Raw genomic sequence first — 19391 nt, 5'->3', positions numbered from 1 at the left:
GGCGCAAAAAGCGCTGTATTCAAGGCCCCGAAATGCAAGTTTGTTTCCTCAGGACATGCCATTGCCCGCGTTGCCAGCCTCGCTCGACAGTTTCGACCTCGCCATTCTCGCCGTGCTGCAGAAGGACAACACGACGCCGCAGCGACTGATCGGCGAGGCCGTGAACCTGTCGGCGCCGGCGGTGCAGCGCCGTATCAAGCGCATGCAACAGACTGGCGTCATCGCGGCCAATGTCGCGGTCATCGAACCGGCGGCGGTCGGCCAGCCCATCACGATCTTCGTCGAGGTCGAACTCGAAAGCGAACGCACCGAACTGATCGACGCGGCCAAGCGGCAATTCCTGGCGGCGCCGGAAGTCCAGCAGTGCTACTATGTGACAGGCGAGGCCGACTTCATCCTGGCCATCACGGTGGCCGACATGAGCGCCTATGAGGCGCTGACGCGGCGCCTGTTCTTCAACAGCAACAATGTCCGCAAATTCCGCACCTTCGTGGCCATGGACCGCGTCAAGGTCGGCCTGACGGTGCCGCTGCCGGGATGAGCGATCAGGTTGCATGTCTGGCATGCTTTCGCCATTCTCCGCATCGCGAATTAGCGGCGGGAGGCGCGCTTGCACGACACCACCCCGGTTGCGATCATCGGTGCCGGGCCGGCGGGCCTGGCCGTTGCCGCGTGCCTGCGGCAGGCCGGGGTCGACTTCATCCTGCTTGAAAAAGAGCAGCAGCCCGCTCCCGCCTGGCGGCGCCACTACGAGCGCGTCCACCTGCACACGACCAAGCGCTATTCATCCCTGCCCTTCGTGCCCTTCCCCAGGCATTATCCGCGCTATGTGCCACGTGATCTGTTCGTCGAATACCTCGATACCTATGCGCAACGCTTCGATCTGCGGCCCCGCTTTGGAGAAGCGGTGCGTGCGATCCGCCGGCAGGGCAGAAGCTGGGGCGTCGAAGCGACATCAGGCACCGTACGCGCTTCCCATGTGGTGATTGCCTCGGGATACAATGCCGAGCCGCTGATGCCGGCATTCGCCGGCGCCGGCAGTTTCAAGGGCAAAAGTCTGCACAGCGCGGATTACCGCAACAACACGCCGTTTGCCGGCCAGTCGGTGCTGGTCATCGGCATGGGCAACACCGGCGCCGAGATCGCGCTCGACCTGGCAGAAGGCGGCGCGCATCCGACGATCTCCGTGCGCGGCGGCGTCCATATCGTGCCGCGCGAACTGCTCGGGGTGCCCATCCAGGTCGTCAGCATGGCGACGCGCCTGGGGCCGCGACGCGTCAATGACGCCGTCTTTCCTATCATCCTCGATCTGGTGTTGGGCAGGCTGGAGAAATATGGGCTCAAACGGCCCAAGCAGGGATTGCTGGAGCAGATATCCCTGGCGTCGCGCATCCCGGTGATCGATGTCGGCACCATCGGCAAGATCCGCGAAGGCGCGATCAAGGTCGCGCCCGACATTGCCGAGATATCAGAAGGCGGCGCCCGTTTCGTCGATGGTCGGCACAGCGACTTCGACGCGATCATCTTCGCCACAGGCTACCGCCCAGCCTATGCCAAATTCCTCCAGCCCGGCGTCGAGCCTGGCGCCAGCGGCGTCAATGCGCGCGCTTCGGAACTCGGTCTTTATCTCGTCGGCTTCCACAATTCGGTCACCGGCCTGCTGCGCGAAATCGGAATCGAAGCCCAGGCGATCACCGACGACATTCGTCTCCGGCAGAACAGAAAAAGGACGGCCGAAACCCTGCCGGTATGAGCTGAGGCCGCTCAGCTTGCCTTGCGCAGCCACACCTTGTTGTCGTGGAATGCCGCGCCGCCATAGGGTGCGGGCGCATCGGCGCCAGTCAGCACGTTGATGCCCTCGCCGCGCTCATGCGCGCTGTTCGGCCAGATGCCTTCGGCGATCACCACGCCGCGCTTGATGCCGTCGAACAGCCTCGCATGCAGCACCACCTCGCCGCGCGCATTGCCGAGTTCGACACGATCGCCCTCTGCCAAACCGTGTGCGGCGGCATCGTCGGGATGCAAGAGCAATTCCGGCCGGCCCTCCTTGGCCTTCGACACCGGCGTTTCGGAAAAGGTCGAGTTGAGGAAGTTGCGCGCCGGCGACGTAGCCAGCCGGAACGGATGCGCCTCGTCGGCAACCTCGATCAGGTCGACATGATCAGGATATTGCGGCAACTGCTCCACCGGGCCGAACAGGCCCATGCTTTTCGGCGGCCTATTGGGGGCGGCTTGTCCGGTCCAATCGGCGCGGAAGCGGAATTTGCCGTCCGCATGGCCGAAGCCCTTGGTGAAATGCGCGGTTTCGAAATCCGGCTGCAGGTCGACCCATTTCTGCTCCTTCAGGCTGGCAAAGCTGCCCAACCCGCGCTTGCCCAGGATGATGTCGATATGCTGCTGTTCGGTGAGGCCGAAGCCCGGCCTGTCGGCGATTCCGAGGCGCTCAGCTAATTGCTCGATGACGAAATGGTTGGTGCGCGGCCCTTCCGGCGGCTCGATCAGCTTCGGGCCGAGCGTGATGTGCTGGTTGCCGCCGCCCTTGTAGATGTCGTCATGCTCGACGAACATCGTTGCCGGCAGCACGACGTCGGCGAGCTTGGCCGTGTCGGTCATGAACTGCTCGTGCACGCAGGTGAACAGATCCTCACGCAAGAAACCCTGCTTCACCAGTCGCTGCTCGGGCGCGACATTGGCCGGGTTGGTGTTCTGGATGAGCAGCGCCGTCACCGGCGGCCCGCCATAGAGCGCATCCGGCGCCCCCGTCAGCACCGGGCCGATGCGCGAATGGTCGAGAAAGCGGATCGAGGGATCGCGCATGCGCGTGCCCTCCAGCACCTCCTGGTTGAGCTTGAAGATGCCGGAATTGGAATGGAAGGCGCCGCCGCCCTCATATTGCCAGGCGCCGGTGACGGCGGCGATGCAGGAGGCGGCATGCATGTTGACCGCGCCGTTGCGCTGGCGGGCAAAGCCGTAGCCGAGGCGGAAATAGGTTTTCCTGGTCATGCCGACGAGACGGGCAAAGTTCTCGATCTCGGCCACAGTCAGTCCAGTGATCGCGGCCGCCCATTCGGGTGAGCGCGTGCGCAGATGCGCTTCCAGACCTTTCGGGTCATCGGTGTATTTCTCGAGATAGGCGCGGTCGGCCAAGCCTTCCCTGAACAGCACATGCATGACCGCGCAAGCCAGCGCGCCATCGGTGCCAGGCTTCAGGACAAGGCCCATATCGGCCTGCTTCATCGTGGCGTTCTCATAGACGTCGATGACCACGATCCTGGCACCGCGCTCCTTGCGCGCCTTGATGGCGTGGGTCATGACGTTGACTTGGGTCACCACGGCATTGGTGCCCCAGATCACCACGCAATCGGACTTGGCCATTTCGCGCGGGTCGGGACCGCGCAGCGCGCCCGCCCCCATCATCCAGCCGGTCCAGGCCAGGTTGGTGCAGATCGAGCCGAAGAAGCCCGAATATCTCTTCGCATGCCGCAGCCGCTCGATGCCGTCGCGCTGCACCAGCCCCATCGTGCCGGCATAGAAATAGGGCCAGACCGTCTCCGAGCCGTATTTTTCCTCGGCCGCGATGAACTTTTCGGCGACGAGGTCCAGCGCCGCCTCCCAACTTGTTTCCTGCCAGGCGCCCTCGCCCTTGGCGCCTTTGCGCACCAGCGGCTTCAGCAAGCGGTCGGGATGGTGGACGCGGTCGGCGTAACGAGCAACCTTGGCGCAGACGACGCCGGCCGTATAGTTGTTGGACTTGGCACCATGGACGCGGCCGATGCGGTTGCCGTCAAGCAACTCGACCTCGAGCGCGCAGGTCGACGGGCAATCATGCGGACAGGCCGAATGGCCGATGCGAAGGCTGGCGTGCTGGTTCATGGGGTTTGTTTAGCCGCTTTCGAACAAGGCGTGTAGGGCCAGATCTGACCGTCCCCTTGAAGGAGAGGGTCGGCGCGTAGCGCCGGGTGGGTTGTGGCGCAGACCCCCACCCCGCTCCGCTTCGCGGATCGACCCTCCCCACAAGGGGAGGGTAACTACTCCGCCGTGCCTTCCTCGTATTCGGCCGACATGGTCAGCCACTTTTCCTCGTGGCCGGCGAGCGTCTGGGCGAGTTGCGATCGCTCCTTCGCCAGCCTTGTCGCCGTCGACGGATCCTTTTCGTAGATCGCCGGGTTGGCCAGTTCGTCCTCGATGCCGTCGATGCGCTTGCGGATGCGGTCCATCAGCGCTTCCGTGGCGCGAATTTCCTTGGCCAGCGGCTCAAAGGCGGCGCGGCGCTGGGCCGCCTCGCGGCGGCGGTCGGCCTTCGAGGCTTTTTCCGCCTCGCGCCGCTCGCGCCGGTCGCCGGACACGCCTGTGACCAGCGTCTTGTAGTCTTCGAGGTCGCCGTCATAGGGGTTGACGGCGCCATCCTTGACCAACCACAGCCGGTCCGCCGTCGCTTCCAGGAGATGGCGGTCGTGCGAGATCAGGATGACGGCGCCGGGGAACTCATTCAGCGCATGGATCAAGGATTCGCGGCTGTCGATGTCGAGATGATTGGTCGGCTCGTCAAGGATGAACAGGTTCGGCCCCTCGAAGGCCGACAAACCCATCAACAGCCGCGCCTTCTCGCCGCCGGACAGGTCTTTCGCCGCCGTGTTCATCTTTTCGGTGGTGAGCCCAAACTGGGCGACACGGCCGCGCACTTTCGATTCCGGCGCTTCCGGCATCAGCCTGCGAACATGCTCATAGGCGTTTTCCTCAGGCCTGAGATCGTCGAGCTGGTGCTGTGCAAAGATCGCCACCTTCAGCCCGGGCGCCACGGTCATGGTGCCGGTCTCCTGCTTCAGGCGACCGGACAGAAGCTTGGCGAAGGTCGATTTGCCGTTGCCATTCGCGCCAAGCAGCGCGATTCGGTCGTCGGCATCGATGCGCAAGGTCATTTTCTTCAGAATCGGCTCACCGGGGGTATAGCCGACATTGACATTGTTCAGCGCGACGATCGGCGAGGCCACCGTCTTCACCGGCTCCGGGAAAGAAAATGGCCGCACCGTGTCGTTCACGATGGCCGTGATCGGCTTCATCTTTTCAAGCGCCTTGATGCGGGACTGAGCTTGTCTTGCCTTGGATGCCTTTGCGCGAAAACGCTCGACGAAGGATTCCATATGCTTGCGGGCGGCTTCCTGCTTGATGCGGCCCTTTTCCTGCTGTTCTTTCTGCTCGGTGTACTGGCGTTCGAACTGGTCGTAGCCGCCGCGCCAGAAGGTCAGCTTCTTCTGGTCGAGATGGACGATCGAGTTGACGGCGCGGTTAAGCAGGTCGCGATCGTGCGAGATCAGCAGCACCGTGTGCGGATATTTGGAAACATAGTTTTCGAGCCACAGCGTGCCTTCGAGATCGAGATAGTTGGTGGGCTCGTCGAGCAGCAGAAGATCGGGTTCGGAAAACAGCACGGCAGCGAGCGCCACGCGCATGCGCCAACCGCCGGAAAATGAGGAGGCCGGACGGCGCTGCGCGGCGTCGTCGAAGCCGAGACCGGCCAGGATGGTGGCGGCGCGCGACTCGGCCGAATGCGCGTCGATATCGGCCAGCCGCATATGGATGTCGGCAATACGGTGCGGATCGGTCGCCGTCTTTTCCTCCTCGAGCAGCGCCGTGCGCTCGAGGTCGGCCTTGAGCACGATCTCGATCAGCGGCTCCTCGGTTCCGGGCGCTTCTTGCGCCACCTGGCCGATCCGCGTGTTCTTCGGCAGGCTGATCGAGCCCGTCTCGGAAGGGAAATCGCCTGTTATGGCCTTGAACAGCGTGGTCTTGCCGGTACCGTTGCGGCCGACAAGTCCGGCCTTGGTGCCGGCCGGCAAGGTCAGCGAGGCATGGTCGAGAAGCAAGCGCCCCGCCATGCGCAGCGAGAGGTCGTTGATGATAAGCATGGCCGCGCTTTTGCACGGGAGACCGGCGCTTCGCAAGACCTTGCGGGCCGGTTGGCCACGCAAGGCATGAAAACGGCGCGCGCAATGGCGCCGTCAACATCGCAGCTCAGAGGCTTCCGGCTGCGGTCGGCCGCGCTCAGGCGCTGGCTTTGCCGCGCTTTGTCGCCTTGGCCACGGGGGCCGGCGCTGCCGGCTTGCGGCCAAGTCCCGTCGACTTCGCCAGCGCTGACCGTGTCGCTGAGTAGTTCGGAGCGACCATCGGATAGTCGGGCGGCAGGCCCCATTTGGTGCGATACTCATCCGGGCTCAGCCCATAGTCCGTCCTGAGGTGCCGCTTGAGCGACTTGAACTTCTTGCCGTCTTCCAGGCAGACGATGTAGTCGGGAAAAACCGACTTCTTCGGGTTCACCGCAGGAACCAGGCTTGGACTTTCCGCGACAACGGCACCTCCGAGCTTTCGCACCGAGGCACTGACGCTGGCAATCAGGTCAGGCAGGCCGGAAACCGGCAGCGGGTTGTTGCCGACATAGGCCGAGACAATGTCAGCGGTCAGCTCGATAACGGTCTTATCCTCGATATTTGACAAATCTTTCACCCTATTTGCGACAAAATCATCTACCCCAGAGAAGAATTTCGTCGATGCATTTATTTAACCGCGTCCCCCAAACGGACCAGCAAATCTCAAAACGAATCAAGACTTGCAGTCAAATATTTTTTAGGGAAATCGGCTCCGTGCAAACTAGAAAAGCTAATTTTTCGGGTCGGCAGACTTGGGCGGCCCGGTTGGAAGGCCAATATCTGTAAAACACGCGCCGTCGGTCATAACGCGCTCCAACGTCTTTCGGCCCTCAGTTCGCAGTTTCCGTGAAACGGTGAAAACTGCTCTATCGCAGCCGGCGGCCGAAATCAGGCGTATGCGCGCCCTTCCTCGGTGCGCTGGAAATGCGCCAGATCGAGCTGCACGGAAGGGCGGCCCAGAACCGTCAGGATCATATGGGCCTGGCCGCGGTGGTGGGTCTGGTGGTTGAAGACGTGGTCGAGCGCCGGAGCCAGCCGTTGCGAGACGGTGCGCATGTCCGATACCGTCATGTATATAAAGCGGCCCGACAGCGCCTTGTCGCTCAAACCGCCAACCCAGTCGACGATCCGCCGGTCCTCCGCCTCGCGCGCCATGCGCAGGCCCGGCAACGCCTGGTACAGTATGGCGTCCAGCGCCGTCGGCGCATCGCCCTCGCCGGTAAAGCGCTTCATCCAGATGCGATCGGCGGCCAGGAGATGGTTGAGCGTGCCCTTCATCGAGCCGAAGAAAGCGCCGACGTCGCGATTGAATTCCTCTTCGTCGAGATCGGCGGCGGCATCGTAGATGCGGCCATTGGCCCATTGATTATAGGCCGCAAACATCATGAAGTGCCGTTTCATCTTTTCTCCCGCCGGCCTGTGTCGAGGCGTTGCGGGATACCTAAACCGCAAGGAAGCCGCCGCCAATGACCATTCTGCTTTATGATCTCGTCGGACGCGACGCCACCCGCCCGTTCAGCCCGCATTGCTGGAAGGCGACGATGGCGCTGGCGCATAAGGGGCTGGAGATCAGCGCGGTGCCGACGCGTTTTCTCGAAGTGCCCCGCGTCGAGGGCGGCGCATCGAAACTCGTGCCGGTGATCCGCGACGGCGAGACGGTCGTCGCGGATTCCTTCGCCATCGCGCTTTATCTCGACGAAACCTATCCGGACCGGCCGTCGCTGTTTGGCGGCGAAGGCGGCAAGGCCATGGCGCGCTTCATCGAGCGCTGGTCGCAACTGACCATCCATCCCTATGTGACCACCGCCGCGATCATGGACCTTTATGCCATGCAGGATACGGAGAACGCCGCCTATTTCCGCCAGAGCCGGGAGGAGCGCCTGGGCAAGAGCCTGGAAGAGGTGATGGCCGCGCGGGACGCCGGGCTTGGCAATTTCAGGGCTTCGCTGGAGCCGCTGCGCTCGATGCTCGCCTATCAGCCATTCATAGGCGGAGATTCGCCCCTGTTTGCCGACTATATCGTGTTCGGCGCGCTGCAATGGGCACGCATCGCCTCGCCCTACCCATTGCTCGACGACCACGATGTCGTGGCGCAGTGGTTCGCCCGCTGCCTCGACCTGCATGGCGGGCTGGGTCGGACGGTTGCGGCGGCCGCGTGAAACCTTAGCGCCTGACCTTGCGGCAGGGCCAACGACGAGCCATCGGCTCCGCTATGGCCAGGTCTTATTTGGCCGCCTTTTTTGGCTTGCCGGGCTTGGCGGCGGTCTTGGCCTCTTTGGGCGCGGTTTTTGCCTTGCTGGCGACGGCCGCCTTTCTTGCTGGCTTCTTCACCGCGGATGACCCTGCGTCCTCCTGGTCGATGTCGGCCGTCGCCTGTTGCCAATGGCGCTCATGCTGTCCGGCCGGTTGCCCTTCTTCCTGCCAGATATGATGTGCGCGGCTGCGAATGCGCTCCTGGCGATCGTCTGTCATGGTCATGGTCTCCATCCGGGCCGACCTCAGCGCGGCGCCGACATGTGACTATAGCAAGCAAAGCCTAATATTGCAGCCGTCCGATCTCGGGCTGGCGGCATCGCCGATATCGGCCCGGCACGCAAACGCGCATGGCGTCGACTTCCCCTGTCGACACCTCTGTCGACTTCCTCTTGGCAATGGGCCGGCCGGCTTGTATAGAGCCCGCCACTCCCAATCCAACCAGACAAGGACGACCCAATGGCGCTCGAACGCACCTTTTCCATGATCAAGCCGGACGCAACGCGGCGCAATCTCACCGGCGCTATCACCAAGATGCTGGAAGATGCCGGTCTGCGCGTCATCGCTTCGCGCCGCGTTTGGATGAGCCGCCGTGAGGCGGAAGGTTTTTACGCCGTCCACAAGGATCGTCCGTTCTTCGGCGAGCTGGTGGAATTCATGTCGTCGGCGCCGACGATCGTGCAGGTGCTGGAAGGCGAGAACGCCATTGCCAGGAACCGTGAGGTGATGGGCGCCACCAACCCGGCCAACGCCGCCGAAGGCACCATCCGCAAGGTGCATGCGCTGTCGATCGGCGAGAATTCGGTGCACGGTTCGGACGCGCCGGAAACCGCCGCGCAGGAGATCAAGTACTGGTTCTCCGACACCGAGATCGTCGGCTGAGCCGACCCTGGCATTGTGACCGAAAAAGGCCGGCGGATTGCCGGCCTTTTTCATTGAAACGGATCGATCCGGCACTGCCGTTGAACCCTTGCCCGCGCTAGAGTCGGTCAGGCACAGGGAGCCGGCGAAGCATGACCAGCACCATTCCCGGCTTCTTCCAGGGCACCGAGATGCCATCGAGCGGCTGGTGGGAGGTGCTGTGGCCCGACCCCGGTGCCGTGCTTTCGTCAACGGGACTGAAGCCGGGCATGGAGGTGGCCGACCTCTGCTGTGGCGACGGCTGGTTTACGTTGCCCATCGCCAGGGTCGCCCGCCATGTCGTCGGCATCGATATCGATACCGACCTGCTCGACGTCACCCGTCGCCGGCTCAATGAAAACGGCACGAGGAATTTCGATCTCGTAGCGGGCGATGCCTATGAACTCGCGAGCCTGATATCCCGCCCCGTAGATTTCATCTTCATGGCAAACGCCTTCCACGGCGTGCCGGACCGGCCACGGCTGGCGCGAGCCGTTAGCGAAGCGCTCGTCCCTGCCGGACGCTTTGTTGTCGTCAACTGGCATCAGCAGCCGCGTGAACAAACCACGGTGCTCGGCGAGCCCCGCGGACCGAAGACCGAATTGAGGATATCGCCGGAACAGACCATTACGGCCGTCGAGGCGGCCGGCCTCAAATTCATCGAGCTGGTCGAGGTGCCGCCCTACCACTATGGCGCCGTGTTCGAAAAAATGGGCGGCTGACCTCCGCCGACAGGGTTTCACGGCATCAGCTCGCGGCGCTGAAACGCAGGATCTCGCGGCCGTTCCCGTCGGCGATGGTCAACTTGCCGGCATCGACTTTATACGAAGCCGCCTTTGCCAGAGCCTCGAACAGCGCCTTTTCCTCCGCCATCACCTCGGGCGCGCAGGCCTTGTAGGTCGAGCCGATGTCGCTGATCGCGATCTTCTGGCCATCGAGGTTGGCGGTGGCAAAATAGCTGTTGCAGGGACCGTTGCCGTCGGCCTTGCCTGCTTCACTCACCCGGAATGTCGCTTGCGATGCGGTGATGGCTACGCCGTCGACATAATCGAGAAGCCAAAGCTGATCGAGAACGGAAGCAGTGGGCTCGGGACTTGGCGTCACCATCTTGAGCATGATTGTTTGCGGCGCATCGGTCAGCGGATCGACTTGATGGCGCTCATCCGAGATGAACAGGAGCCTGTCGCCGACGGTGATGCGGGCCTGCAACGCATAGGTCATCCGCCGCTGGATCCGGGACGGATCGAATTTGACCGCAAAGCTGATCGGCACCTGGCCTGCCGGCGTCAGCTTCTGTTCGCCGACGATTTTGGCGGGCGCGTCGGCCAACGAGACATCGGCAAGCTGGACCGAGAGCACGGCATTGGGCGGCAAAGCGATGCGCTCGCGGTAGGTCACCTCGCCTTTCAGGGCTTTTTCGGCGGCCACGGAGAGTTCCGGCACGGCCAGTATACCGACGACCAGAGGCACGAAACCGAAGACGAAGAACTCCGCTATCCTGTCCAGCACGACCATCTCCCTTCCCCGGGCTGGCCACAGCCCAGGCTGACCAACAACGAATTGGCCAAAGGATTGCGGTCAATGCGTGGCTGATGCAAAATTATTCGGACGGTGGCCTTTTCCAGCGCCCTGCCGCCTGCTCGTCTTTCTCCTTGGCCTCGACCCAGCCGCCCTCGGAGCCGTCGGCATGATGCTCCTTTTTCCAGAAGGGAGCCTGCGACTTCAGATAATCCATGAGGAAATTCGCCGCCTCGAACGCGGCTTGCCGATGCACGGAGGCCGCCACCACCAGCACGATGTTCTCGCCTGGCCGGATCTTGCCATGACGGTGGATGGCGGTGATGCCCTGCAGCGGCCAGCGCAGAACCGCTTCGGCCGCGATGCGAGTGATTTCGGCCTCGGCCATGCCCGGATAATGCTCGAGCTCAAGGGCCGAAAGCGTTCCCTGTTCGTCGCGGCACAGGCCTGAGAAGGTGACCACTGCGCCGATGTCGGCGCGGCCTCGCGTCAGGCTGGCGATTTCGACGGCAACGTCAAAATCTCGGCGCTGAACGCGCACGACGGGTACGACCGCGCCGGCCATCTCAGCCCCCGGTCATCGGCGGAAACAGCGCGATCTCGCGCGCGCCTGCTATCTTCTCGCCGTGCTCGACATGTTCCTGGTTGATGGCGACGCGGATCACGTCGGGATGTTGCAGCGCATGGTCGTATTCCTCGCCGCGCGACTTCAGCCAGCGCAACAGGTCCGCAACCGTGTCGACGCCATGCGGCAATTCCACGTCTTCGTCCGGCTTGCCGATTCGCTCCCGCACCCAGGCGAAGTAGATGAGCTTCGTCATCCTATTCGTCCATGATGTGCTTGAGGCCGGCACGGAAATAGTCATAGCCGGTATAAAGCGTGACCAGGGCAGCGATCCACAACAGCACCAGGCCGGTCTGTGTGGTCAGCGGAAAAATCTTGTCGCCGGCCGGACCGGCGAGCAGGAAGGCGATGGCGACCATCTGGATAGTGGTCTTCCATTTGGCAAGCTGCGTCACCGGCACGGAGACCTTGAGCGCCGCCAAATATTCGCGCAGGCCCGAAACCAGGATTTCGCGGCACAGGATGATGATCGCCGCCCACAGCGACCAGCCGGCAATGCCGGCATGGCGGTCGGTGTCGGCGGCAAGCAGCAGCAGGCATGTCGCGACCAGCAGTTTGTCGGCAATGGGGTCGAGCATCTTGCCGATGTTCGAGGTCTGCTTCCAGGCGCGGGCGAAATAGCCGTCGAAATAATCGGTGATGGACGCCAGCAGGAAAATGATCAGCGCCGACCAGCGGGCGAAGTCGCTCGACTTCAGATGTCCCTCGAGGAAAAAGCACAGCACCACCAGCGGCACCGCGATAATGCGGGCGTAGGTGAGGATGTTCGGAAGGTTGAACGCGCGCTGAGCCATATCCGGGGGAACTCTTTCTGCCTGCGTACTCAAATCAGAAGCTGATGTAGGGGGTCAACAGGCCAAAATCGATTGGCCAGCAAAAATAGGCCAATCTTGTCATCTCGCGGGCTACGCCGCGCCGCTCCTTGCTTCGCCCGGGAGCCGACGGTCGCTTTCGGGCGACATGCATCAGTTCTCGTGGAAATGGTTGTAAACCAGTCTGGCCACCTGCTCGGAAATGCCTTCGACCTTTACCAGGTCCTCGATTGCCGCGCGACCGACCGCCTTGGCGGTGCCGAAATGCATCAGCAGCGCCCGCTTGCGGCTGGGGCCGATGCCGCCGATCTCGTCGAGCGGGCTCTTGACCATCTCCTTCTTGCGGCGGGCCCGGTGCGAGCCGATGGCGAAACGGTGAACCTCGTCGCGTAGGCGCTGGACAAAATAGAGCACCGGGTCGCGTACCGGCAGCGAAAACGAGTCCCTGCCCTTGACGAAGAAGCGCTCGCGGCCCGCGTCGCGGTCCTGGCCCTTGGCGATGCCGATGGCCACGACCCGGTCCTCGATGCCGAGATCGGCGAGGATCTTGCGCACGGCGCTCATCTGGCCCTGGCCGCCATCGATCAGGATGACGTCGGGCCAGGCAGGGAAGCCGCCCGACATGTCGCCCTCATCGCTGTCCGCCTCGCCTGCCGCGGCATCGTTGGGCGTCACATCGCCATGCTCCTTGAGCAATCGTGAAAAGCGCCGCTCCATCACTTCGCGCATCATGCCGAAATCGTCGCCGGGCGTGATCTCGGTCGAGCGGATATTGAATTTCCGGTACTGGTTCTTCACAAAACCTTCCGGCCCGGCGACGACCATGGCGCCGACGGCGTTGGTGCCCATGATGTGCGAATTGTCGTAGACCTCGATGCGCACCGGCGGCTTTTCGAGCCCGAAGGTCTCGGCGAAGCCGGCGAGCAACCTGGCCTGCGTCGAGGTTTCGGCCAGCCGACGGCCGAGCGCCTCGCGGGCATTTTGCAACGCGTTGTCGGTCAGGTCCTTCTTCTCGCCGCGCTGCGGCACCGAGATCGATACTTTGCGGCCGGCGCGGGTCGAGAGCGCCTCGGCCAACAGTTCCTGGTCCTCCACGGCGTGCGACAGCAAAATGGCGCGCGGCGTCGGCTTGTCGTCATAGAACTGCGCCAGGAACGAGCCCAGCACCTCGGCCCCTTCCAGCGCCGGATCGGCCTTCGGGAAATAGGCGCGGTTGCCCCAGTTCTGGCCGGTGCGGAAGAAGAACACCTGGATGCAGACCTGGCCGCCCTCCTGATGGATTGCGAAGACATCGGCCTCGTCGACGGTCTGCGGATTGATGCCCTGGTGGCTCTGCACGTGCGAGAGTGCCGCCAGCCGGTCTCGATAGATGGCGGCGCGCTCGAAATCGAGGTCTTGCGAGGCCTGCTGCATGGCGGCCGAAATCTCGGTCTTCACCTTCTGGCTGCGGCCGGAAAGAAAATCCTTCGCCTCGGCAACCAGCTCGGCATAGTCGCTATGCGAAATCTCGCCGGTGCACGGACCGGCGCAGCGCTTGATCTGATAGAGCAGGCAAGGCCGCGTGCGGTTCTCGTAGAAGGAGTTGGTGCAACTCCTCAGGAGGAAGGCGCGCTGCAAGGAATTGATGGTGCGGCCGACCGCGCCCGCGGAAGCGAAGGGGCCGAAATAATCACCTTTGCGCGAACGCGCGCCGCGATGCTTGTAGATGCCGGGCGAGACATGGTCGCCCGTCAAGAGAATGTAGGGAAACGACTTGTCGTCGCGCATCAGCACGTTGAAACGTGGCCGCAGCCGCTTGATGAGGTTGGCCTCCAACAGCAGCGCCTCGATCTCGGTGCGGGTGACGACGAACTCCATCGTCGCGGTCTCGCGCACCATGCGGCCGATGCGGTTGGTGTGGAAGCGGCCTTGCGCGTAATTGGTGACGCGCTTCTTCAGGCTGCGGGCCTTGCCGACATAGAGCACGTCGCCATTGGCATTCATCATGCGGTAGACGCCCGGCGCATTGGGCAGCCGCTTGACCAGCGTCTGGATCACTTCGGCGCCGACCATGCCGTCGGCATCGCCGGCATGCGGCGTCCAGTCGATGGCGGTGAAGGCGACGTCCGGGCCGGCCGGTTCGACGATCTCCTCCGCCGCCTCGTCCTCGAGGTCGATTTCGGGAGGCAGGTCGTCGGCGCCGCCACGCACCTTGTGTTTCTGCTCTGCGGGACTCATTCCGTCATGCCTGTCACATCAGGCGTGCGCCATGCAAGATGCTGGCCGCCATCAAGCGCGATCATCTGCCCGGTAACCGAGCGGGCTTCCCAGAGATAGCGGATTGTGGCGCCGAATTCCGGCAATTGCGGGCCGCGTTTCAAAATGAGACCGGCGAGCTGCGCGGCAAAGTCGCTGTCGTCCTGGTGCGCGTTCTTCAAGGTCGGGCCGGGACCGATGGCGTTGACGCGGATGCGCGGGCCGAGCGCCTGCGCCATCATCTGGGTTGCCGTCCACAAGGCGGACTTCGACAGCGCATAGGAGAAGTAGCGCGGCGTCGGCCGCCAGACACGCTGGTCGGTCATGTTGACGATCAGTCCCTCCTGCCCGTCTGGCAGAGCCCGGGCAAAGTTCTGCGCCAACAGCGCCGGGGTCTTCACATGAATGGCGAAGTGGCGGTCCCAGCCCTGCCAGTCGAAGTCAAGGACCGAATCCTCCTCGAACAGCGAAGCGTTGTTGACCAGCAGCGAGATCGGCCCGAGCGCGGCTTCGGCGCGGCCGACCAGGTCGCCGACCTCGGCCATGTCGGTCAGATCGGCGGCGACCACGGCGGCGTGGCCGCCGGCGCGGTTGATCCGCTGGGCAATCGCATCCGCGTCATCGCGCGAGCGGTTGCAGTGAATGGCGACGGCAAAACCGTGGGCGGCGAGATCCTCGACAATCGCGCTACCGATCCGTTTTGCCCCGCCCGTCACCAGCGCCGCGGTGGCTTTGCTCATCTGTTGTCAATCCTCGGTTTCGGCGCGAAGGAGGGCGCCGGCAAATTATGGCCCGCCACCCGTTAAATGGCGTTCGCAGCTGCGGCAACATTGTGGCGAAACGGCCGGTTCGGCATTTCGAGCCGGCCGGCAATGAGCCGGCCTCAACACAATATAGGAGGCTGGACTCCTTGCACCAAGCCACCTGCGGTGCAGCACGGCCAATCTGCTGACATTTCGCTGTTGCGAAGATGCAACGCCAAATTTCTGCCTCATTCGCGCCGGGGAATGACCCAAGTTCAGGTTCGCTTCAGCCGTATTTCGACACGACATTTGGAACCGACGAACGCCAGATCCGTTTCACCCCCCGGACGGGTTGATGGGCGATCGTAAGAACAAGCCTGTGTCCTGTGGCTTAAGGAGTAAACAACAATGCAAGCCAATCTCAAATTCGCACGGCCGCTGGCCGTAGCGCTCGGGCTCTTCGCCCTCGGTGGAACTGCCTATGCCGCCGATGTGGTCCAGGAAGAGCCGCCGGCCCCTGCCCCGGTCGCCGAACTGCCCGTCGCGTCCTGGGCCGGCCCCTATGCCGGTCTTAATCTTGGCTATGGCTTCAGCGGCCGTACCAAGGAAAAGGATTTCGACGTTGAAACCGATACCAAGGGCTTCATCGGCAGCGTCTTCGGCGGCTATCAGTGGCAGCAGGAGAACTTCGTCTACGGCGGTGAAGCCGAACTCGGCTACAACGGCGTCAAGGGCGACGACAATGGCATCGACTCCAAGGCCGGCTTCGAAGGCTCGCTGCGTGCCCGTCTCGGCTACGCTGTGACCCCGGAAATCCTGCTCTACGGCACCGGTGGTCTCGCCGGCAGGAGCCTGAAGGTGGAGGACAGCGTCCTCGGCGCCAGCGACCGCGCCACCATGATCGGCTGGACCGCCGGTCTTGGTACCGACATCAAGCTGACCGACAATGTGTTCGGCCGCGTCGAATACCGCTACACCGACTTCGGCAGCAAGGACTTCGATGGCATCGGCAAGGTCAAGGCCACCGACAACCGCGTCACCTTCGGCGTCGGTATGAAGTTCTAAGTCGTTCAAGCCACGACACGAAGAAGCCGGGCCTCGCGCCCGGCTTTTTTATTGTCGGCCGCTCACGCGGGAACGCAGGGTTTCAGGTCCGGGAATTTCTCATCGAAGCGCGCGGCCCAGCGGACCAGCCGGTTGCGGCCTTTTTCCCATTTCCCGGCGAAACGCAGCGCCAGGTAGCCAAGGCAGGCGCGCAGCGCCATCTGGCCGGCGGTGATCTTCTTCGGCAGTTTCGGCGGATTGGCGTTGAGTAGATCGAGCGCGGCGGTGATCTTCGCCCACTGGCGATCGAGCCAGGGCTGGTAGACCATCTCCTCGGGCCGCGTGCGGCGCTCATAAACCATCGACAGCGCACAGTCGCAGATGCCGTCCGCCAACGCTTCCAGCACTTCCGCTTCCAGCCGCTTGTCGGGATTGCGCGGAAACAGCGCGCTCTTCGACATCCGGTTGAGCTGCTGGGTGATGGCTCGGCTGTCGTGGATCGAGCGGCCGTCGTCGAGCACCAGCACGGGGATCTTGCCCAGCGGATTGGCGCCGATCAGTTCGGCCGGCTTTTCTTCGGTTTTGACAGGCGCCAGGTCGACGGCGATGCCGGCATAAAGGGCCGCCATTCGCACCTTGGAACTATAGGGGGACGTGGAGGCGTAAAGCAGCTTCGGCATGATCGGGTTCCTGTTGGCAGCCCGTCACTGTTGACCGGGCGCCCTTCCCCGCGCAACAGCCAGAAGCGGAAAAACCAGCCGCCAGCAGCCGGCGACCACTCCTGCATGCCTTGGTCTCTTGTACGCCTTGATCAGGATGCGCCGCATGATGACGGCGGCAAACTCCGACAGGCCGACAAGACCAACGATCGTCCCGTCGCCGCGTGATGGCGCGGGCAACAAAAGCCCACCGGACTTCGCCCTGCGGCGAAGTCCTGGGAACTGCGAAAGATATCTGGCGTCCGCCCCTCTCGTTGCGCCCCAATGCCAGAGCAGAGGGCGCGAGGCCTCAACGGCACCTGCCCTCATTTCTGCCGACACGGTCCCCGGCGCGAAGAAACGTGACTATTTCTTCGCGGCCTTCGCCGGCGCTGCTTTCTTGGCGGCTGGCGCCGCCTTCTTCACCGGTGCCGAAGACTTCGCCGCGGCAGCCTTGGCCGGAGCCTTGGCAGGGGCTGCCTTCTTTGCAGCGGGCTTGGCCGCGGCCTTGGCAGCCGGCTTCCTGGCCGGAGCGGCTTTCTTTGCCGGAGCGGCCTTCTTGGCCGGTGCAGCCTTCTTTGCGGATGCGGCGCTGGCCTTGGCGGGCGCTGCCTTCTTCGCCGCCGGTTTCGCGGCGGCCTTGGCTGCCGGCTTCTTGGCCGGTGCCGCCTTTGCCTTCGGCGCTGCCGCCTTCGGCTTGGCAGCGGGTGCTGCTTTCTTGACTGCGGTCGTGGCTTTCGCCGCCGCCGCTTTTACAGGTGCTTTCTTTGCCGGTGCCTTGGATGCCGGCGCTTTTGATGACTGCTTAGCCATGCGATGCCCCTTGCGTTATGCCGACGACCGTTAATGGCCCGGCGTGTCATGCTTATCTGACTCGCGCCTCGCTAGCCAGCGAAGCAATGATATGATTTTCTCAGCTTAAATTTTCGTTGCGATCGACACATGATCACACTCATCATCGCAAAAATATGGCGTTATCTTCCGATATCGCCAGCAATTTGGCATCGACATTCTCGATGCGCTGCGTGGGCGCGCCTGCCATGAAGCTGCAAAGATCAGCAAGTAGCTTCACGCATTGATCTTCGGCCGCGAATATCATGAGCTTCGGCTTATAGAGAATGATCATCTTTTGCAGGCGACCGGTCCCTTCGGATTACAAGTGCAATGCGATGCGCCGATCTGGAGATCACCTTGTCAAGCCTGGCTTCATCACTGAATTGACAGATTACTCTGCATACCAGAGTATTCTGGCAAGTGTGTTCGATGTCGTTCACAAAGGCGAATGGTTAGTACTGCCCGAGGCTGCAGAGCCATAGGGTGACAGCTCAAGGTCCGCAGCATTGGAGCCAATTGATGAGTGCCGACGACATCATCCATCAGAGTACACGGCTCAGGATCATGGCCGCCCTGAACACGCTGGAAAGACGCGAGGCGCTGGAGTTCACGCTGAAGGCTATGATCGAAACCACCGACGGAAATCTCGGCGCGCATCTCGACACGCTGGCCAAAGCGGGCTACGTCGATGTTGAAAAGCTTTTCGTCGGGCGGCGGCCGCGGACACGGATCAGAGCAACGACGATCGGGCGGCGCGCTTTTCGCGGTCACGTTGCCTTTCTTCGAAAGATCATCGGTGAAGCCGAGGCGACGCGAGGCAGGAAATAGCACTGCGATTGGCAAACATTGTCGGCGCGTGCCGCGCGGCACATATTTTCGTCAGGGCCGATACCCCGAGTCGCAGAAAAGGCCCGCGGCTTAGGCCGCAGGCACCAACGAAATCGACTGGAAACCGCCCGCTAGCGCAGGATGCGGCAGCGGCCGTTGTAGACCATCCAGCGGTCGAAGCCCGAGACGCAGAATTCGACATTGTCGCCGATCGAGGCAAAGCCCTGGCCTTCCTCGATCAGGTACCAGATGGCGCGGTCGCGGCCATCTGACAGGGCGACCGTGGCGCCGCAATAGCGACGGCCGATCGGCCATTCCTCGCTGGCCGGCAAGTAGCGGTGCTGGTGGATGCGGTGGAAATCGGTGATCGCGACATCCGGCAGGTGCGGGACGTGTCGCACCTGATAGGAGAAGCGGCTGGTGATCTTGTTCAGCACCCAGGCTTCGCCGCAAATGCCGCTGTCCTCGTCAGAATAGACGGCAAGATCGGCGGCTTGCGCCGCCTGGGTGAAGCCAAGCGATGTGCCAAACGGCGTGCAGAGCGAGATCAGGGCGGCAAGGGCGGAGCGGGCGAAGCGAGTCATGGCAGCCTCTCAAGGTCGAATGCGCGCACTGTGCGGGATTCGCCGGGCGGCGGTCAAGCGATTGCATTGACAATGGTTTCCAGGGCGTGGCCGCCGGCCATCAGCCGGGGCGCGCCGCCAGCAGCAGCCCGCCGATAACGGCGACGTTGACCAGGAAGGCGGACCTCAGCGCCTGCCTTTCCGGGCCCGTGATGGCGCCAGAAGGGCAGGACGAGCAGATTCGCCGCCACCGTGAACAGGATGAGCGCGCCGGCGGCATAGGGCACCGCGGCGCCGATGGCGAGGCAGAAGCCGGCCACCAAATCCAGCGGAGCGGAGCCGGGCCGGCCGCAGACCCGCTTTAACTGTTTGTCTTGGCGCATCTGTAAGGACGCCGCTCGCAGCCTGCATCCC

23 protein-coding genes are annotated in these 19391 nt (G+C 63.1%); 8 read left to right on the top strand and 15 right to left on the bottom strand.

Features of this window, described 5'->3' with window-relative positions:
- Positions 1–55: 55 nt before the first annotated feature.
- Both FJ953_RS14070 and FJ953_RS14065 read left to right on the top strand, forming a co-directional pair.
- Positions 56–541 carry an Lrp/AsnC family transcriptional regulator gene (locus FJ953_RS14070; RefSeq protein ID WP_181165174.1) on the top strand — a complete coding sequence of 162 codons (486 nt, stop codon included), beginning with the start codon at positions 56–58 and terminating at the stop codon, positions 539–541.
- Positions 542–610: 69 nt separating this feature from the next.
- Entirely contained in the window at positions 611–1753 is a 1143-nt protein-coding gene (locus FJ953_RS14065) for an NAD(P)/FAD-dependent oxidoreductase (RefSeq protein ID WP_140624572.1), read from the top strand.
- Between the two features lie 11 nt (positions 1754–1764).
- Here the strand turns inward: FJ953_RS14065 and FJ953_RS14060 are convergent, their stop codons facing one another.
- From FJ953_RS14060 to FJ953_RS14045, 4 genes are all read right to left on the bottom strand, one after another.
- Positions 1765–3873, bottom strand: coding sequence for a molybdopterin oxidoreductase family protein (locus FJ953_RS14060; protein WP_140624571.1), 2109 nt, complete (start codon positions 3871–3873; stop codon positions 1765–1767).
- Positions 3874–4028: 155 nt separating this feature from the next.
- Positions 4029–5906, bottom strand: coding sequence for an ABC-F family ATP-binding cassette domain-containing protein (locus FJ953_RS14055; RefSeq protein WP_140494379.1), 1878 nt, complete (start codon positions 5904–5906; stop codon positions 4029–4031).
- Positions 5907–6042: 136 nt separating this feature from the next.
- Complete coding sequence (locus tag FJ953_RS14050; protein WP_140494381.1) at positions 6043–6492, bottom strand: MucR family transcriptional regulator; 450 nt, start codon at positions 6490–6492, stop codon at positions 6043–6045.
- A 320-nt stretch (positions 6493–6812) separates the two neighbouring features.
- Positions 6813–7325, bottom strand: a complete 513-nt coding sequence (locus FJ953_RS14045) for a DinB family protein (protein WP_140494383.1) — start codon at positions 7323–7325, stop codon at positions 6813–6815.
- A 65-nt stretch (positions 7326–7390) separates the two neighbouring features.
- Between FJ953_RS14045 and FJ953_RS14040 the strand changes: the two genes are divergently transcribed.
- On the top strand, positions 7391–8083 hold the full coding sequence (locus FJ953_RS14040) for a glutathione S-transferase family protein (RefSeq protein ID WP_140584462.1): 693 nt from the start codon (positions 7391–7393) through the stop codon (positions 8081–8083).
- Between the two features lie 64 nt (positions 8084–8147).
- On the opposite strand, the gene FJ953_RS14035 is transcribed toward FJ953_RS14040, so the two are convergent.
- Positions 8148–8396: a DUF2934 domain-containing protein gene (locus FJ953_RS14035; protein ID WP_224620106.1), complete on the bottom strand. Its 249-nt coding sequence runs from the start codon at positions 8394–8396 to the stop codon at positions 8148–8150.
- Positions 8397–8636: 240 nt separating this feature from the next.
- Here FJ953_RS14035 and ndk point away from each other — a divergent pair, with 240 nt between their 5' ends.
- On the top strand, positions 8637–9059 hold the full coding sequence (ndk, locus tag FJ953_RS14030; protein ID WP_010915217.1) for a nucleoside-diphosphate kinase: 423 nt from the start codon (positions 8637–8639) through the stop codon (positions 9057–9059).
- Between the two features lie 131 nt (positions 9060–9190).
- On the top strand, positions 9191–9799 hold the full coding sequence (locus FJ953_RS14025; protein WP_140517867.1) for a class I SAM-dependent methyltransferase: 609 nt from the start codon (positions 9191–9193) through the stop codon (positions 9797–9799).
- Between the two features lie 25 nt (positions 9800–9824).
- On the opposite strand, the gene FJ953_RS14020 is transcribed toward FJ953_RS14025, so the two are convergent.
- The 6 genes from FJ953_RS14020 to FJ953_RS13995 all read right to left on the bottom strand — a co-directional run bounded on the left by FJ953_RS14020 (position 9825) and on the right by FJ953_RS13995 (position 15007).
- Positions 9825–10592 carry a YbaY family lipoprotein gene (locus FJ953_RS14020; RefSeq protein WP_224519189.1) on the bottom strand — a complete coding sequence of 256 codons (768 nt, stop codon included), beginning with the start codon at positions 10590–10592 and terminating at the stop codon, positions 9825–9827.
- An 85-nt stretch (positions 10593–10677) separates the two neighbouring features.
- The gene (locus FJ953_RS14015) at positions 10678–11160 is read right to left on the bottom strand and encodes a molybdenum cofactor biosynthesis protein MoaE (protein ID WP_140624570.1); all 483 of its coding nucleotides are present in this window, start codon (positions 11158–11160) and stop codon (positions 10678–10680) included.
- A 1-nt stretch (position 11161) separates the two neighbouring features.
- Positions 11162–11416 carry a molybdopterin converting factor subunit 1 gene (moaD, locus tag FJ953_RS14010; RefSeq protein ID WP_140624569.1) on the bottom strand — a complete coding sequence of 85 codons (255 nt, stop codon included), beginning with the start codon at positions 11414–11416 and terminating at the stop codon, positions 11162–11164.
- Between the two features lies 1 nt (position 11417).
- On the bottom strand, positions 11418–12014 hold the full coding sequence (gene pgsA / locus FJ953_RS14005; protein ID WP_140494400.1) for a CDP-diacylglycerol--glycerol-3-phosphate 3-phosphatidyltransferase: 597 nt from the start codon (positions 12012–12014) through the stop codon (positions 11418–11420).
- Between the two features lie 171 nt (positions 12015–12185).
- The gene (uvrC, locus tag FJ953_RS14000) at positions 12186–14249 is read right to left on the bottom strand and encodes an excinuclease ABC subunit UvrC (RefSeq protein ID WP_140624568.1); all 2064 of its coding nucleotides are present in this window, start codon (positions 14247–14249) and stop codon (positions 12186–12188) included.
- Complete coding sequence (locus FJ953_RS13995) at positions 14246–15007, bottom strand: SDR family oxidoreductase (protein WP_140624567.1); 762 nt, start codon at positions 15005–15007, stop codon at positions 14246–14248. Before FJ953_RS13995 ends, uvrC begins: the two co-directional genes overlap by 4 nt.
- Positions 15008–15418: 411 nt before the next feature.
- Here FJ953_RS13995 and FJ953_RS13990 point away from each other — a divergent pair, with 411 nt between their 5' ends.
- Positions 15419–16075 carry an outer membrane protein gene (locus tag FJ953_RS13990; RefSeq protein ID WP_140494406.1) on the top strand — a complete coding sequence of 219 codons (657 nt, stop codon included), beginning with the start codon at positions 15419–15421 and terminating at the stop codon, positions 16073–16075.
- 62 nt (positions 16076–16137) lie between these two features.
- Here the strand turns inward: FJ953_RS13990 and FJ953_RS13985 are convergent, their stop codons facing one another.
- Complete coding sequence (locus tag FJ953_RS13985) at positions 16138–16734, bottom strand: glutathione S-transferase family protein (protein ID WP_140624566.1); 597 nt, start codon at positions 16732–16734, stop codon at positions 16138–16140.
- Between the two features lie 577 nt (positions 16735–17311).
- On the opposite strand from FJ953_RS13985, the gene FJ953_RS30455 reads away from it, so the two are divergent.
- Positions 17312–17599 carry a hypothetical protein gene (locus tag FJ953_RS30455; protein WP_181165132.1) on the top strand — a complete coding sequence of 96 codons (288 nt, stop codon included), beginning with the start codon at positions 17312–17314 and terminating at the stop codon, positions 17597–17599.
- Between the two features lie 108 nt (positions 17600–17707).
- Here FJ953_RS30455 and FJ953_RS30450 read toward each other — a convergent pair whose 3' ends face one another.
- Complete coding sequence (locus FJ953_RS30450; protein ID WP_181165133.1) at positions 17708–17878, bottom strand: hypothetical protein; 171 nt, start codon at positions 17876–17878, stop codon at positions 17708–17710.
- 227 nt (positions 17879–18105) lie between these two features.
- Between FJ953_RS30450 and FJ953_RS13975 the strand changes: the two genes are divergently transcribed.
- Positions 18106–18414 (top strand): transcriptional regulator, encoded by a 309-nt coding sequence (locus tag FJ953_RS13975; protein WP_140624564.1) that lies wholly within the window; start codon positions 18106–18108, stop codon positions 18412–18414.
- Between the two features lie 131 nt (positions 18415–18545).
- On the opposite strand, the gene FJ953_RS13970 is transcribed toward FJ953_RS13975, so the two are convergent.
- Both FJ953_RS13970 and FJ953_RS13965 read right to left on the bottom strand, forming a co-directional pair.
- A complete protein-coding gene (locus FJ953_RS13970) occupies positions 18546–18998 on the bottom strand; it encodes a hypothetical protein (protein WP_140494414.1) in 453 nt (150 codons plus the stop codon).
- A 53-nt stretch (positions 18999–19051) separates the two neighbouring features.
- The gene (locus tag FJ953_RS13965; RefSeq protein ID WP_181171658.1) at positions 19052–19360 is read right to left on the bottom strand and encodes a DoxX family protein; all 309 of its coding nucleotides are present in this window, start codon (positions 19358–19360) and stop codon (positions 19052–19054) included.
- Positions 19361–19391 lie beyond the last annotated feature (31 nt).

Origin of the sequence: Mesorhizobium sp. B2-3-6 (assembly GCF_006442305.1) — a bacterium.
Taxonomy (GTDB): Bacteria; Pseudomonadota; Alphaproteobacteria; order Rhizobiales; family Rhizobiaceae; genus Mesorhizobium.
The sequence above is the reverse complement of the archived record's forward strand: the minus strand, read 5'-3'. Positions and strand labels throughout refer to the sequence as shown.